The organism is Halopolyspora algeriensis, from assembly GCF_003337235.1.
GTDB classification, from domain to species: domain Bacteria; phylum Actinomycetota; class Actinomycetes; order Mycobacteriales; family Pseudonocardiaceae; genus Haloactinomyces; species Haloactinomyces algeriensis.
In genome coordinates this window covers 109,793-124,827 of sequence record NZ_QPJC01000003.1, presented here as the reverse complement: position 1 = coordinate 124,827, position 15,035 = coordinate 109,793, and the positions used below count along the sequence as shown (strand labels likewise).

Here is a 15,035-nt window from a genome sequence, read left to right as displayed (position 1 = left end):
GGGTCGGCAGAAATCACTCCAACGTATGATCACCGCCGGCGTCGGATTCTTGCGAAGTGAAAAGAATTCGGCTGCCGGTCGACCGCCTTTCCCGCTGCGGGCGCACCGCACCGTGCTCGCCGCGCGTGGCAGCGCGCCTCGCCGCGGTGCCCGGAGGGCGAGCAATCGCTCCGCGGGTTAGGTTAGCCTTGGCTTTTCGGTCGTGATATGCCTGTGGGAGTGAACGGCGTGACAGCCGACGGAACCGGCGATGCGACGGTGGAGCACCGGCGCTGCTCGGCGCTGCTGCGGCGATGGTTGAGCGAGACGCACACCCCGACATCGCCCGGACCGCTGCGGGTGCGCATCGGCCCACTGGAGGTGCGTACCGAGATCCGTTCGCACTCGCCGACCGGTGCGCATCGCTTCGGGCCGATTCACACGGCCGAGAGCGAAGACGACGCTGCGGGCATGCCTGCCGACCCGAGTGCGCTGTCGGCGGCGATCTCGGCGGATGCGCGGGCGCGTGAGGGCGAGGACGCCGCGATCAACGCTGCGGGCGCCGGATCGCTGGCGGAGTGGATGCGACATGCCCTGGTCGAACCCGACCGGGACCTCGACCCGGTCGGCCCTTGCGCCCGCAGCGCCGCGTTCCACGAACTGCTCAAGGAACGCGCGGAGCACCCACCGCGACTTCTCGACACGATCACCGGTCTCACCGAGTTCGAGAACTGGCTGGACGGGTATGTGGCCGCTGAACTGCTCCCGGCATCGGGCGGTGCCCACCTCTCGGAGGAGGCAGCCACGGCGTCGCTGCTGACGAGAGGTCCCCTGGCGGTGGTAGGGCTGCTCGGCAGGTACGGCGTGGCCGACGAGACGGACCTGCTCCGGTTGCTGTCCCGCCGGCTGCAGCAGCTGGAGCATCCGGAGACGAGCCGACTGGCACGGCGCTGGCTGAACAGGCCGACGGTGACCGATCTCGGAGGCTTGAACGGGGCCGGGCTGCGCTATCGCGATGCCTCGGGCGCGGTGCGGGTCGTCCCCGTGTTCCACGAAATCCCCAACCCCCTCTGTGCGCGAGAAGCCACCGGGCCACGAGTGCCGGGCGTGCCGGTGCCGGCGCCGGGAGAGGACTGGTCGCTGCGCGCGGTCGAAGTGACCGGTGACGACGGCGGGCCGGACGTGGCGCTGGTGCATGCGTGGATGAACACCGAGCATGTCGCGACCCACTGGCAGCAGGCGTGGTCGCATGCGCAGTGGCACCGGGAGCTGGCCACCCAGCTCGGCGGTGAGCACTCGCTGCCCTGCCTCGTCAGCAGAGGGGGACGTCCGGTGGCCTATGTGGAGCTTTACCGGGTCGTGCGGGACACCCTCGCCGGTTGCTACCCGTTCCACCCCCACGACCTCGGCGTGCATATCGCGATCGGCGATCCCGACCAGGCCGGGCGGGGACTGGGTTCCTCGCTGCTGCGGGCTCTCGCCCGGGGACTGCTGGCCGCCGATCCCGAATGCCGCAGAGTGGTCGCCGAGCCGAACCTCCACAATCCGGCCTCGATCGGCGCGTTCGGCAAAGCCGGTTACATCCGCGAGCGCGATGTCGGGCTGCCCACGAAGAACTCGGCGCTGATGGTGTACTCGCGCTGACGAGGGGGAACAACCGTGCCGGTCAACGGGTTGTACCCACCGATGGAGGACACCGTTGCCAACCCGGAGCGCACCGAACTGAGCCACGTGCAGCCGCCCGAACCGGAACCGCATCCGATCCGGGGGATTGCCCGAGGGGACTCGCCGGTGCCCCTGTCGGTGCTGGATCTCGCTCCGGTGGGCACGGAAACCACGCCGGGGCATGCGCTGAGCACGACCACCGAACTGGCTCGCAGCGCCGAACGCTGGGGATACCACCGCTTCTGGGTGGCCGAACACCACGGCATGCCCGGTATCGCCAGTTCTTCGCCGGCCGTGCTGATCGCCCATCTCGCCAGTGCCACCAATACCCTGAGGCTCGGTTCGGGCGGGGTGATGCTGCCCAACCATGCTCCGCTGGCGGTGGCCGAACAGTTCGGGACCCTGCAGTCGTTGTATCCGGACCGCATCGACCTGGGACTCGGCCGTGCCCCCGGAACCGACCAGGGCACGGCACGCGCGCTGCGCCGCACCACAGGGCCGCTGTCGGCCGACGACTTCCCGCAGCAGCTCGGTGAACTGATCGCCTTTCTCGGCAACGGGTTTCCGGCCGATCACCCCTACGCCGATGTGCATGCGATTCCGAACGGCCCCGCCCCGCCGGTGTGGCTGCTCGGCTCCAGCGGATTCAGTGCTCAGGTCGCGGGAGCACTGGGGCTGCCGTTCTCCTTCGCCCACCACTTCAGCTCCGCCAACACGATGCCCGCACTGAAGCTGTACCGCGATTCGTTCCAGCCGTCCTCGGTGCTCGACGAGCCGTACGCGAAGATCGGAGTCCAGGTCATCGCGGCCGACACCGACGAAGAGGCACTGGAGCTCGCCCGCCCCATCGCGCTGAGCATGCTGCGGTTGCGGATGGGCAATCCGGGCCGGATGCCCAGCCCGGAGGAAGCCGCCGAGTACCCCTACACCGAGCGTGAACAGGCCTTCATCGACAACTGGCTGTCCGATGTCGTGTACGGCTCGGCGGCGACGGTGCGGACCGAGCTCGACGAATTGCGCGACCGTACCGGCGTGGACGAACTGATGATCACGGCCAATCTCCACGACCGGCAGGCCAAGCTGCGTTCCTACGAGTTGATCGCCCAGGCTTACCGACTCCCCGGCGCTCCCGTGGCGAAGTAGCGCAGCAGCGGGACGGGTGGTCCGGTGATCCCGGTGCCGCCCCGGTTCGGGCGACCGGCCCCGCCCGTACGGGTGGAGCGCCCGCTGCCGGATGCGTCCGGCTCGTGACGTGGGCGGCATCACTACCGGCTCAGGTCGGCGCAAGCGCGCGCGACGGGTGGCGTACGGTTTGGTGGAATGGGCACTCGCGGTGGCCCTCCCGCCCACGAGGCCGCCGCGATCCTGCGACCGGTCCGCCGTCGCCGACGCGCCGAGGGTGTTGGGAGACACGAGGCGGGATTGAGGGAGTTGTCGTGAAGCCGAGTGTTCTGCTGACCTTCTACCGGGTCATGGCCTACGTGACAGCGATCCTGCTGATCGGGCTGTGCGTGGCTGTGATACTCAAGTACGGCTGGCCGGACGGCAGCGCCATCCAGCAATCCGGGGAGGCCTGGACCACCGCGATCGGCATCGCGCACGGTTGGCTCTACATGCTCTATCTCGTGGTGGCTCTGTTGATCACCAGGATGCTGGGGATATCGGCCGTGAGCATGCTGCTGGTCCTGCTCGCGGGCACCGTTCCCTTCGGTGCTTTCTTCGCCGAGCGCAAGGTGGTGCAGTGGTTCCACGCCCGGCCGCCGGGGGACGGGCGCGGCAACTCCGGGGAGAGGAACACCGGGGGCGATACCGCCACCGACGGTGCTCGGTCGGCACAATCATGACGGCGGCCATGCACGAGACGAATTCCACGGCCCCCGGGCGCAACAGCGGGCTGCGCGACGTGCTCGGCGCGTACCTGGCGCTGACCAAACCGCGCGTGATCGAGCTCTTGCTCGTGACCACGATCCCCGCGATGTTCCTCGCCGAACGCGGTATCCCGTCACCGGTCGTGGTGCTGTTGACGCTGCTCGGCGGCGCGATGGCGGCGGGCAGCTCCAACGCGCTGAACTGCGTCGCCGATTCCGACATCGATTCGGTGATGGACCGCACGAAATCGCGCCCGCTGGTCAGGTACCGGGTACCGCGTCGCAATGCGCTGATCTTCGGGATCGCGCTGAGCGTCCTGTCCTTCGCCGTGCTCACCCTCGGTGCGAACCTGCTCGCGGCCGTGCTGGCACTGGCGGCGACCCTGTTCTACGTGTTCGTCTACACCCTGGTGCTCAAGCGCCGCACCTCGCAGAACATCGTGTGGGGCGGAGCCGCGGGCTGCATGCCCGTCGTGGTCGGCTGGGCGGCTGTTACGGGCACGGTCGAATGGCCCGCTCTGGTGATGTTCGGCGTGGTGTTCCTGTGGACGCCGCCGCACTTCTGGTCGCTGGCGATGAAGTACCGCGACGACTACGAGCGCGCCGGGGTACCGATGCTGCCCGTGGTCGCCACGGCCCGCCAGGTCTCCGCCCGCATCCTCGCCTACTCGTGGGCGACCGTGGCCTGCACACTGCTGCTCGTTCCCGTGACGAGCTGGATCTACGTCGCCTGCGCGGTCGCGACGGGAGCGGTGTTCCTGATCGTGGCGCAGCGGCTGCACGCGGCTGTGCGTCGTGGTGAGGGCATCAATCCGATGAAGCTGTTCCACCTGTCGAACAGCTATCTCACGGTGCTGTTCGTGGCGATCGCCGTGGACGCCGCCGTCGGCCTTCCCGTGCTGGGGTAACCGCTCAAGGTCCAGGTGCAGGTGTAGGGCGCTGTCGAGTGTGTCGATGATGTCCTGAGGCAGTGCTCCAATCCGCCGGTGGAGTCGGTCGACTGCCCAGTAGAGGTCACCGCGGTGCATCGGTGATTCCGTCGGAAGTGGCCGTGTCCCAGAGGTCGGCGTCCGTGCTCTCCTCCCACTCCGCCCATGCGGCGGTGCAGTCCTGTTCCAGTTCGGCATTGCGCAGCAGCTTGATCGCCTCCCGGACCGCCGACCTCGAGGGGCGCCGGTCCGGGAGGCGTAGTCGTCGACGAAGACGACGTCCTCGTCGGCCAGGCTCACACTCAATCTCATGCCATGAATGCTGTCAGGAGTAGCACCACGGCCGGCATGGAAAGCGATGCGGGAGGCCACGTGTCTGCGGCCGGGGTGCGCACCCCGGCCGCAGACACTGGAGGAACGTTGAGACCACGCAGCTACGTGCGTGCCGCCCCTGACCCTTCCGTCAGCGTTGCCGATGCGCCCGGTTGTTCGTCGACGAGGTCCTTGCGGTAGGTCTCGCTCAGCAGGTAGCTGGAGGTGAACGAGATCACGGCCAGTGCGATGACATAGGCGGCGATCGACAGGGACGAGCCCGTCCAGGCGTACAGCGCGGTGCAGATCATGGGGGCGATGCCACCGCCGAGAATCGAGGCGAGCTGGTAGCTCACCGAGATCCCGCTGTAGCGCAGCCGGGTGCTGAACAACTCGGAGAAGTACGCCGACTGGGGCCCGTATACCGAGGTCCGGCAGGCCTGGACCACCATGCCCCCGAGCAGGAACAGCATGATGGAGCCGGTGTCCACCAGCAGGAAGTAGGGTACGGCGAACAGGCCGAGCACGCCCATCCCGGTGAGGAACATCCTGCGCCGTCCGATGTGGTCCGACAGCAGGCCGAACGCGAGCATCAGCGGTATGTCGACGAAGCTCAGAAACGAGTTGGCGTTGAGGATGGTGGTGCGGTCGTAGTTCAGCGACTCGGTGGTGTAGGCGACGATCCAGGTGCTGCCGATGTAGAAGGTCGCGTGGGTTCCGAGGAAGGTCCCGGTGGCCAGCGCGATGGTCTTCGGGTGCGTGCGCAGGGCTTCCAGGACCGGCATGCGGGCCTTCTTCTTGTCCTGCATGGTCTTCTCGAACACCGGGCTCTCGCTGATCTTGAGCCGGATGACGAAGCCGAGCATGATCAGAAGCGCACTGAGCAGGAACGGGATCCGCCATCCCCATGCCGCGAACTGATCGTCGGTGACGCTTGCGGAGATGATCGAGAAGGTCACGTTGCCCAGCAGCAGACCCGCGGGTACGCCGACCTGCGGCCACGCCCCGTAGAAGCCACGCCGGTTACCGGGGGCGTGTTCGACGGCCATCAGCGCGGCACCGCCCCATTCGCCGCCGACGCCGATGCCCTGAGCGAACCGCAGGGCGATGAGCAGCAACGGCGCCCATGCCCCAATGGTGTCGTACGTGGGCAGGAAACCCATGAGCAGTGTTGCCGTACCCATCAGGGTCAGTGACCAGATCAGCATGGGTTTGCGGCCGACCTTGTCCCCGAAGTGCGAGAACACGACACCGCCGAGCGGGCGCGCGATGAAACCGATGGCGAACGAGGCGAACGCGGCCAGGGTGCCGACGACGGGGTCGAAGGTGGGAAAGAAGAGCTGATCGAACAGCAGTGCGGCGGCGGTGCCGTAGATGAAGAAGTCGTACCACTCGATGGTCGTGCCGATGAGGCTGGCGAATGCCACGCGCCGTGAGCTGGACGCCGTAGTGCTGGCCATCTCGACGCACCCTTCGGGTCGGGGAAGCGGGGACGGATTGCGCGTGCAGGAGATCCTGTGCTGTGGCGCAAGTAACTAACGCTGTAAGTTTTCCAGCACGGTAGTGGCTCGCCCGCGAGGCGACAAGAGGGCGTCCGCTGTCGGCGTGCAGCGGGAGGCCATGGCAGCACCCCGGATCTTCGACGCGCAAAGCTTCGCGGAACATCCGCAGGTGTGCATCGCAGCAGGAAGGGAACCCTGGTGTGGGTGGTTTCGGTGCCCGGGTACCGGATCCATCAAGGCCTCGTCGGTTGAATTCGCAGCCGACGAGGCCGACCTTTCAGCACCAGCGTGTCCCCGGACGCCTGTGGGGCGCCGGGCTTCGATACCCCGTCGAGCACAGGACGGGGACGCTCATCCGGAACCGGCCGGGGACTCGCTCACCCGCCGCGGTTCGTCATCGCGGTGTTGAGCCTGCCCGCGATGCTGTCGAAGTCGTTCTCGGTCAGGTTGTGCCTGCTCATCTCGTCGAGAAGGTCGTCGCGGGACACGACCGTCAGCGCTCCCGGATACTCGCCGGCCTGGAGGTCGGCGGTCGCTCGTACGGCCACCTTGCCCTCGTACACGACGAGCTCGGAGCCGGCCTCGGCCGAGTGCAGCGCCCGCAAGTCCTCGGCATCGATCCTCATGGACGCTCCCCATCTCGCACGGCTGCACCATCGACTTCGCAGGCCCAGGAATGCCCGCGTCGGGCTTGCGCTAACCATCCACGTGCCGATGCCGGGGAAGTGTTTCGAGCATCTCCGCGTCGGATCGTGAAAGGGATCGCACTGTGCCCCTCGCGGGCTGCGGGATCGCGATCGGCTCGCCACCATCGAAGTGATGCACCGCAGCGACGGGGTGAACCACCGGTGGGTCGGTTTCGCAAGCCGCTGTCCGCCGGTTCGCCCGTGGCCGGAAAGCGCCGGAAACCATGCCACGTCGATGCAGCCCACGCACCACGCCCCGGAAACGAGTTCCGGACACGTCGGCGGGGTGAGTGCGAGTCGGGAAGGGAAGATGTTGGCCACTCGGGACGGGACCGGCTCCTCGGACAAAGCGAGTCTTCGGCAACGCCTTCGCCGTCGCGGGCGCAACCTCGTCGACGACGTGCGGCGCGCGGCACGCTTCCCGGGTGCGGAGCGTGAGCGCCTGCTGCTCATCGGCAAGAGCGCGCTCGCCGCGACCATCGCGTGGTTCGTGGCCAACAACCTGCTGGGGGCGCCCTCGGCGACGTTTGCCCCCTTCACCGCCCTGTTGATGGTCCAGTCGACGATCCAGCTCTCGATGCAGCAGTCCTGGTACTACGTGCTGGCCGTGAGCATCGGCGTCTCCGCCACGGCTGTGCTGGGACCGCTGCTGGGCATCCACCCGCTGACCTTCCTGGTGCTCGTGCTGTTCACACTGCTGCTCGGTTTCTGGCGGCGCCTGGGCAGTCAGGGAACGCAGGTGTCGGTGGCGGCCGTGTTCGCCTATGCGACCTACGCTCAAGTCGGTCCCGGGATAAACGCGGCGATCGATGTGTTCATCATCGCCGGCCTGGTGGTGCTGGGTGCCACGGTGGGGGTCGTGGTCAATATGGTGCTGTTCCCGCCGACGCGGTACCGGAGTGCCCAACGTGCGGTGGACAGCCTCGGCGATTCCCTGGGGTATCTGATCGGCGACATCGGCTGCCGTCTCTGGCAGGGCGCGCCCGAGCCGGAAAGCACGCAGGACTGGACCCGCCGGGCGCAGGACCTGTCCGGGCAGGTCGAGCAGACCTCTCAGGCTCTGGAGAACGCCGTCGAAAGCAGCCGGTTCAATCCGCGACGACTGCTCACGCGGCAGCCGGAAACCTATTCCGGTGGCCGGACCCTGTTCGACATGTTCCAGCGCTGCCACGACCAGTTGCTGTCCATCACCCGGGGATTGAACTACGTGGGGCAGGAGTCCGAGATCTACGACCGGGACCAGAGGGAGTTCCTCGACGGCTACGCGAAAGTATTCGTCCGGTGTGCGCAGGGGTTGCGCCATGCCGGGTGGATGCACGATCACGACGCCCGGGAACGGGAGCAGTTCGAACGCGATGTGGCGATGAGCGAGAAGCGGTGCCGAATCCTGGCCGAGCAGGCCGACCGCAGCGGGTTGGACATATCCGGCAAGTCCCCGATCTACGGATACCTGCTCGCCGATCTCCAACGCATGGTGAGCGAGCTCGAGAACGGTCGAGACGAGTTCGGTCAGGATTCGAACCCGTCGGGACGGTCGCGATAGCGAGCGGCCGGATCCGCCGCGAAGGACCTGTTTTCGGCGGTGGCGGACTCGGCGGCTCGGCGAGTCCGCCACTTCGGCCTCGGCGCGGCAGCGGGCGCTGTGTTACGGGCGAGTGCCGTGCTTGCCATCACCTGCGGGCTCACCCTCATCGCTGCCGCGACACCGGATGGTGGGGTCGATGTAGCGCTCGCGCGTCCAGCAGATCCACAGCAGCAGCACCGCAACGATGACCAGAATGAACACGCTCATGGCAGCTCCCCCACGTGTGCCGATGCCATGACCGCCGAAGACGGTCCGCTTGTGGCCAGTGTGCCTCCGTCGGGCAACGGGCGCAGCGCAAGCCGCGGGATTTCGCTGTCGCCCTGCCGCGATACGCCTGTGGTGGCCCGTCGCGTCGAGCGGCGAGTTTGGGACGGCCGGGTGGCGGTAAGTCACTGGCCAGTCGGACAAGGCGGGAACCGCGCCGCTGGCTTGAGCGTGAGGGGAGACCGGGATGGCAGCGCAGGCGTCATGGGAGTCGACCGGTGAACCCGAGTGGGTCGCGACCTTCGAGACGAACATGCCGACCGGCGTGACCGTCTCGCACACCGGCCGCATGTTCGTGTGTTTCCCGCTGTGGGGCGATGAGGTGCCCGCCACGGTCGCCGAGGTCCGCAACGGCCGGGTCGAACCGTACCCGGATCCCGAACTGTTCCGGCCCGACAGCAGTGATCAGCAGAACCATGTGATCTCGGTGCAAAGTGTCGTGGTCGACCCGGCCGACCGGCTGTGGCTGCTCGACACCGGCAGCGTGGAATTCGGGCGGACCAGCTACGGCGGTCCCAAGCTGATCTGCGTCGATCTGGCCGGTGACCGGATCGAGCGCACCATCCTGTTCGATCCCGACGTCGCGCTGCCGACCACCTACCTCAACGACGTCCGCTTCGATTTGCGCCGCGGTGAGGAGGGTTTCGCCTTCATCACCGACTCGGCCATGCAGGCCCGCAACGGCATCATCGTCGTCGACCTGGCCAGCGGAGAATCCTGGCGCGGCCTCGACGATCACCCCAGCACCAAGCCCGACACCTCCTATCTGCCCATGATCGAGGGTCGGCCGTTCCTGCAGCGCCCACCCGACGGGCCTGTGGCGCCGCCGGCACTGGGTTCGGACGGCATCGCCCTTTCCGCCGACGGTTCCCGGCTGTACTACTGCCCGTTTCTCGGTCGCGAGCTCTACAGCGCCGGCACCGACGCGCTGATCGACCGGTCTGCCGACGAAGCAGCCACCGTCGTCGACGAAGGTGACAAGGGCGGCGGCACCGACGGTCTGGAATGCGACACCGAGGGACGGCTGTACGTCACCAGCTACGAGCACAACGCCGTCCTGCGCCGTGACCCGGACGGTTCCTACAGCACTCTGGTCACCGACCCGCGGCTGCTGTTTCCCGACACGCTGTCCCTGGCCACCGACGGGTATCTGTACATGACGGTCAACCAGCTCCATCGGCAAGCGGCGTACTGGCGCGGGCACGATTGGCGCCGGACACCCTATGCGGTGTGCCGGGTTCCGGTGGATGCCTCACCCGTGCTCCTGCGCTGATCCACGAGGGTGCCGGTGTATCGAGGCGCGTCACCGCAGCTCGGCACCACGTGGGCATCCCGGCCATCGCGCTCGGTCAGCTCACCGATGGGTCCTGCGTCGTCAGCGCGGCGGCGACGACGCGTTCGTAGGCGGTCGTGTAGTCGGCCACGGCCGCCTTCCTGGCCCTCTCGGCTCTCATGCCCAGAGGGATCAGAGCGGCGCAGATCACGGCCGCCACCAGCGACACGATCGCGAGGACGCCGGCCGCATGCGTGCTGCCGTCCCCCAGCAGCACGAGGCAGAACAGCAGGCCGGACAGCGCGAACGTGCCGGGCAGCGCACTCAGCCACGTCAACCGCGTGACCGTGCGGCGCAGCGCGAGATGGCGACGGCGGGCGTCGTCGAGGACCTTCTCGGACAGGACATCCACCCCGGTTTCCCGGAGTACTCGCTCGGCTTCCTCCCGGGCGGCCGCACTGTCGCGCAGCTCGGTGAGGCTGGGGCCGCTGAGGAATCCGAGGTCGAGGCGTCGATTCGTCGTCACGGTCCCGATGCGTTTGACCTGCAGGAAGAGATTCCTTCCGGAGCGCTCGGTGCCTTCCACTTCCCACCCCCGGCCGGCGGCGAGCTCGCGATACCGGGCCATGGAAAGCCGGTGGGAGACATCACCGAGCTCTACTTTGGCCACACCGGAGATGCCCGGGGCCACACCATCGAGCCGGGCCAGGAACTCCTGTTCCTCCGAGCGGACCAGCTCGGGTGTCTCGGCGGTTTCGGGTGCGCTCGGCGAACTCGCGGCTGTGCGGTTCTCCCGCTGGAAGAGCAGCCGCCACTCGTTGCCCGAGACCTCTTCGGTCTGATATACCCAACCGTGCTCGGACGCCGTGCGCAGGATTTCCGCCTTCGGCAGCGCCCCCAGTTGATCACGGCGAAGAGTCAACTCGGCAGCATCGTCGGCTGTACTCAGCGTCTGACGCAGGCTTTCCCGTTGTCGTTTTTCACCGAAGTCGCCTCCGACTGCACTGGCGGAATTTGGCGATGTTCGTGTCTCATCGGGATGGGAAAATACTCGTTGGAAGCTGAGGAAACGATTTGATTCGTCGGTGAAGCGGAATCCCTCTGCCTCTGCCACGTCTCGCAGTATCTCGTTGGAGATCTTCGGGTGCATGTCGGCATTGAGTTCCGATGCGCCTGTCGTCGATTCCTTGTTCAGCAATTCCTTTCGAGCCTGCTCCAGACGCTGCTGCAGCGGTTGGCGTCGATGCTGGATTATTGCAAGTGTGCCACCGATAAGGAATACGGCAGCAAATATTCCGAACACAACCAGAAAGATGTAGTAGAAGATCATTCTTGTTCCTTCGTGCTGCTCGATATTGTCACAGTCGTCCTTCCAGCCTGGAGGCGATCGAGCTCTGCTGTGGTTCGTTCCAGGTGATGGTCTTGCAGATCTCGGCCATCATGGCGACGTACTCGTCCCAGTCTCGCAGGCACTCGGTCGCCAGGGTGAAGAAAACGAGTTGACCGCGACTGGCCAAGGGCATGACGACCTGGAACTGACGGGTACGGCGAGGGTTCTGCGGTGGGTTGTCGGTGAGGTTGACCTCGGGGATGATCAGGTCCTCCTGGACCACCGCGAGGCAACGACCGACGGACAGGTCGACGAAGTCCACTTCACGCCCTGATCGCTCCTCGCGGAGCTGGCGGGCCAGGACAGTGAGAGGTTGGGAAGCCTTCAGCGCCGTATCCCGTGTGAGCACGGTGAGCTGAGCCGTGGTGGCCGCTGAGGGATCCCGTGCCGAGCGACCGACGAAGTTGGCCGCGTAGAGAGCTCCCTCTTCGAGCATCCGTTGTATCGAGTATTCGTAGGCCAGGATGACGCGTAAGTACTGCTCCCCGCTTTGCCCCGGCAGGGTGTTTTGCAACGAGTCCAGCAGCTTCTCGGCTCGCTGTTGCGGGGTCTCGGTGAAGTCAATAGGCTCGAATCCCGGCTGCAGTGAAAAAGTGAGCGGGAAGCCGCTGGACGTGTCCGTCGCTTCCGTGGAACTCATCGACGGCCTCTCCTACTTCAGTGCCTTCGTGAAGTCCGCGATGGAACCGCCCAGGTCGCCGAATGCGGATCCTGTATTCTTCCACTCGCCGTAGCTCTGTGCTCCGGCTCCGGCCAGCGAGGCATATCCGGTCCCGTCCTTGAGTGTGCCCGTGGTGTCGTTGCCCACGACATGGTCGGCAACGACCGGTCCTTGAGTGATTACATTGAAGGCTCCTTGGCCGGCTCTCGCGATGGTATCGACATTGCCACCTACTGCATTGACAACTTTGTCGCCGACGTATTTGGAAAATTCGGCAGGTTCCTTCATCCTGGTCAACGCCGTCGACATCTCGTCGCCGAATATTTTCGCTCCGGAACCCACGGCGGTGGTCAGGCCGTCGGCCATGTGCAGCGCATCCGTGGCCGCAGCCCCTCCCTTGGCGGCCGGGCCCACAACCGGGAGCATGCCCAGCGCGTCGGTGCCGAGACCGACCCAGGCGGTCGGTTCGTCCCACTTGCCCTCGACGGCCATCTCGCCGCCGTGGGCCGCCAGAGCAATCCCGCCCGCGATAAGGGCGACTGCCCCCACGGCGACGTTGACTCCGGGAATAAGCGCCAGGGTCCCCGCGACCGCGGCGGCGATACCCGCGAAGTCGCCGATCTCGCCGAGGTGATCGGCAACGTAGTTTCCGAGGTCGGCGAACGCGTCGCCGATGGCGTCCCAGAAACCCGGTGCGACGGCGGTCGCGTCACGGAGTTTGTCGGCGACCGACCGGGCATCGTCCTCCCACCGGTCTTGCAGGTCGTGTGCCTTGCGTCGGATGTCGTCGACATGCGCCCAGGCCTCTTCGGCGTTCCGGTTGGCTTGGGCGGCCGCGTCGGCGTTGGCCTGCACCTGGCGGCGGGCCGCTTGCGCGGCCTCCGGGTCGTCGGCGTCGTAGGCGATCGAGGTGTCGGCCTTCTGCCTGGCCTGCTGCGCCGCGGCATCGGCGCGCTCGGCGGCGGCGATGGCCTCCCGTGCCCGGTTTTCGAGATCGACGGCTTTGCGCTGGTGTTCGGTCAGTGTGTCCTGCCAGCCGCCGAGAGCCTTGCCCGCAGCGGTCAGTGACTGATGCGCGTCGTCGAGCAGCCCCGGCAGTTCCCCCAGTTTTTCCGCGAAGGCTTTGGAGGCCTCGCCGGTCCAGACATCCTGCTGCTTCCGGACGCTGTCGAGCACCTCGTAGGATTCCGCGAGCCAGTTGCCGGTGTCGGTCATCTGGCGTGCGAGCGCGCCCACGGTTTGCGGATTGCCCCGAGCGGGGTTGAAGCCCAGTGCGTGCCAGTCCTGGGGCTTGCTCACTGGACACCTCCGGCGGGTGCCGGCTTTGCCACGGGAGGTTCGGCCATTCCTGCCCGGCCGGACTCCACAGCCTCGTGCATCTTCGCGAACCCGTCCTGCAGCGCGCTTTCCAGCTGCTGGTACTGGTTCTTGGCCTGACCGAGGCCGGTGGTGATCTTGTCGACGCACTCGCCGATCTCACCGATACCCCGCTGCCAGTCCTCACGGAACTGCGCGCACGCCTCGTCGAGGGAGTCCGGTCCGATCGAATCGGGTCCGATGTCCTCCATGGCCTTGAGTGCGCTGCCGAGGTTGTCCTTGGCGCGATCGAGGTTTTTCTCCATCGCCTCCAGTCCGCCGATGTCGACTGTGAAGTCGGACAAGTCCCCTCCCGCAGCTCGAAAAAACCGACCAACCGCCCGAGCGAGCACGGTAGCAGCCATGATCACGGCTGGTACCCGATTCGGGAGAATCACGCGGATGCTGCGTTCGCAGCCCGAGGTATCCGCCTCATCGAGGCACGTTGCGCCCGATGCGCTGGTTGGCCACTGTGGACATGCGCTTGCCCGAGAGGTGGCCGTGCACGGAAGATCCTGCTGGTCGGCGCACTGACCAGGGGACCGGCTCGGTGGATAGCAGCTGTGTCTGCGCGCGGGTGTTGTCCAGCACGTCGGCGGCCGCCGGGTGCCGTTCGGTGTGGTAGCTGTCCAGCAGTCTCTCCGGTGCCCAGCTACGACGTGTCCGGCAAGAGATGGGTGGTCGTGCCGGCACAGTGGAAGTGTGTCGCGGCTCCGTCCGTACCGCCGACGGGGCGGTGGCGGTCTCGGCAGCCAATACCCACGACAGCCACGGGTTGAAGCCCGTGGTCAAGGCCATTCCGAAGGTCTGCTCTCGCCGCATGGCCTGCTCGCGACTCCCACCGCCGAGCCGCTCGATCCTGGCTGAGCTCGGTCCCCACGGCTGTGCCCCGGCCTGCCGAAGTGTGGACGTGGTCTTCAACGGCTACGTTGCGGCGGCAGCGAGAGCGCATCGCTAGCTTGCACGTCGTTCTTGGTCGAGGCGCTCAAGCAGCCACGAGCGTGCCATGGTCGACATGGGCAAGTGGTGCTCGCGTGCCAACTCCTGCAACTCGGTGAACTGTTCCTCGGTCAGTCGGAGGTTGAACATCCGGCTGGGCCGGTTCGGCCGGGTGACACGTGTATCCGGGGGATACGGCCCGGTGGCTTCGGCTTCGGCTTCCAGTGCGCGGGCATCCGCCCGAGCAGCGCGTTCGGTCGCCTCGTCAAGTCGCTTCGTCATCAGGCACCGCCCTCCGGTACGTGACTAGATCGCGCCCGCTGGCGGGCCACGCGTTCATGCCGTGTAGCTCGCCGTCCAGATCGCGATAGGCGATCACCACCAGCACTCGACCTGCCGTTGGAGAGTGGCCGATGAACCCGGACGCACGAACCCGCGATGCCGGGTACGGCGACAGTTCCACCAGGTGCTCATCGACCATCATCTCCCGGGTCCACTCCGGCTCAAGGTCCAGCGCGTCCCGATAGCGAGTGGGCCGGTTGCGGATGTAGTCGGCATCTTCCTCAGCCCACCACAGCTCCACACCACCATCGTAAGTCATTGTCTTACGATACACATAGTGATCG

The 15,035-nt window shown here is 66.7% G+C and carries 15 protein-coding genes and 1 pseudogene; 7 read left to right on the top strand and 9 right to left on the bottom strand.

Annotated elements, in window-relative coordinates:
- Positions 1 to 228: 228 nt before the first annotated feature.
- From DFQ14_RS07025 to DFQ14_RS07010, 4 genes are all read left to right on the top strand, one after another.
- Positions 229 to 1,623, top strand: a complete 1,395-nt coding sequence (locus tag DFQ14_RS07025) for a GNAT family N-acetyltransferase (protein WP_246195685.1) — start codon at positions 229 to 231, stop codon at positions 1,621 to 1,623.
- Positions 1,624 to 1,638: 15 nt separating this feature from the next.
- Complete coding sequence (locus DFQ14_RS07020) at positions 1,639 to 2,787, top strand: LLM class flavin-dependent oxidoreductase (RefSeq protein WP_246195686.1); 1,149 nt, start codon at positions 1,639 to 1,641, stop codon at positions 2,785 to 2,787.
- Between the two features lie 293 nt (positions 2,788 to 3,080).
- A complete protein-coding gene (locus tag DFQ14_RS07015; RefSeq protein WP_114452295.1) occupies positions 3,081 to 3,488 on the top strand; it encodes a DUF3817 domain-containing protein in 408 nt (135 codons plus the stop codon).
- 8 nt (positions 3,489 to 3,496) lie between these two features.
- Positions 3,497 to 4,420 (top strand): heme o synthase, encoded by a 924-nt coding sequence (locus DFQ14_RS07010; RefSeq protein ID WP_246195687.1) that lies wholly within the window; start codon positions 3,497 to 3,499, stop codon positions 4,418 to 4,420.
- Positions 4,421 to 4,875: 455 nt separating this feature from the next.
- Here the strand turns inward: DFQ14_RS07010 and DFQ14_RS07000 are convergent, their stop codons facing one another.
- Together DFQ14_RS07000 and DFQ14_RS06995 are read right to left on the bottom strand one after the other, a co-directional pair.
- Positions 4,876 to 6,213, bottom strand: a complete 1,338-nt coding sequence (locus tag DFQ14_RS07000; RefSeq protein ID WP_114452293.1) for an MFS transporter — start codon at positions 6,211 to 6,213, stop codon at positions 4,876 to 4,878.
- 419 nt (positions 6,214 to 6,632) lie between these two features.
- A complete protein-coding gene (locus DFQ14_RS06995; RefSeq protein WP_114452292.1) occupies positions 6,633 to 6,881 on the bottom strand; it encodes a hypothetical protein in 249 nt (82 codons plus the stop codon).
- A gap of 370 nt (positions 6,882 to 7,251) precedes the next feature.
- Here DFQ14_RS06995 and DFQ14_RS06990 point away from each other — a divergent pair, with 370 nt between their 5' ends.
- Positions 7,252 to 8,484, top strand: a complete 1,233-nt coding sequence (locus tag DFQ14_RS06990) for an FUSC family protein (RefSeq protein ID WP_158546673.1) — start codon at positions 7,252 to 7,254, stop codon at positions 8,482 to 8,484.
- Positions 8,485 to 8,586: 102 nt separating this feature from the next.
- On the opposite strand, the gene DFQ14_RS21840 is transcribed toward DFQ14_RS06990, so the two are convergent.
- Positions 8,587 to 8,733, bottom strand: coding sequence for a hypothetical protein (locus DFQ14_RS21840; protein ID WP_158546672.1), 147 nt, complete (start codon positions 8,731 to 8,733; stop codon positions 8,587 to 8,589).
- Positions 8,734 to 8,977: 244 nt separating this feature from the next.
- Between DFQ14_RS21840 and DFQ14_RS06985 the strand changes: the two genes are divergently transcribed.
- Positions 8,978 to 10,063, top strand: a complete 1,086-nt coding sequence (locus DFQ14_RS06985; RefSeq protein ID WP_114452290.1) for an L-dopachrome tautomerase-related protein — start codon at positions 8,978 to 8,980, stop codon at positions 10,061 to 10,063.
- Between the two features lie 76 nt (positions 10,064 to 10,139).
- Here DFQ14_RS06985 and DFQ14_RS06980 read toward each other — a convergent pair whose 3' ends face one another.
- The 4 genes from DFQ14_RS06980 to DFQ14_RS06965 are packed head-to-tail and all read right to left on the bottom strand — an operon-like array spanning position 10,140 to position 13,775.
- Positions 10,140 to 11,393, bottom strand: coding sequence for a hypothetical protein (locus DFQ14_RS06980; RefSeq protein ID WP_147275566.1), 1,254 nt, complete (start codon positions 11,391 to 11,393; stop codon positions 10,140 to 10,142).
- A gap of 28 nt (positions 11,394 to 11,421) precedes the next feature.
- On the bottom strand, positions 11,422 to 12,093 hold the full coding sequence (locus DFQ14_RS06975) for a hypothetical protein (protein ID WP_114452288.1): 672 nt from the start codon (positions 12,091 to 12,093) through the stop codon (positions 11,422 to 11,424).
- A gap of 12 nt (positions 12,094 to 12,105) precedes the next feature.
- Positions 12,106 to 13,413: a WXG100 family type VII secretion target gene (locus DFQ14_RS06970; protein ID WP_114452287.1), complete on the bottom strand. Its 1,308-nt coding sequence runs from the start codon at positions 13,411 to 13,413 to the stop codon at positions 12,106 to 12,108.
- A complete protein-coding gene (locus tag DFQ14_RS06965) occupies positions 13,410 to 13,775 on the bottom strand; it encodes a hypothetical protein (RefSeq protein ID WP_114452286.1) in 366 nt (121 codons plus the stop codon). The genes DFQ14_RS06970 and DFQ14_RS06965 overlap by 4 nt, the downstream gene beginning before the upstream one ends.
- 428 nt (positions 13,776 to 14,203) lie before the next feature.
- Here DFQ14_RS06965 and DFQ14_RS22240 point away from each other — a divergent pair.
- Positions 14,204 to 14,311, top strand: a pseudogene (locus DFQ14_RS22240) (IS5/IS1182 family transposase); the annotation flags it as partial.
- A 113-nt stretch (positions 14,312 to 14,424) separates the two neighbouring features.
- Here DFQ14_RS22240 and DFQ14_RS06955 read toward each other — a convergent pair.
- Positions 14,425 to 14,691: a hypothetical protein gene (locus DFQ14_RS06955; RefSeq protein ID WP_114452284.1), complete on the bottom strand. Its 267-nt coding sequence runs from the start codon at positions 14,689 to 14,691 to the stop codon at positions 14,425 to 14,427.
- Positions 14,675 to 15,010, bottom strand: a complete 336-nt coding sequence (locus DFQ14_RS06950; protein WP_141921349.1) for a hypothetical protein — start codon at positions 15,008 to 15,010, stop codon at positions 14,675 to 14,677. Before DFQ14_RS06950 ends, DFQ14_RS06955 begins: the two co-directional genes overlap by 17 nt.
- Between the last annotated feature and the right edge of the window lie 25 nt (positions 15,011 to 15,035).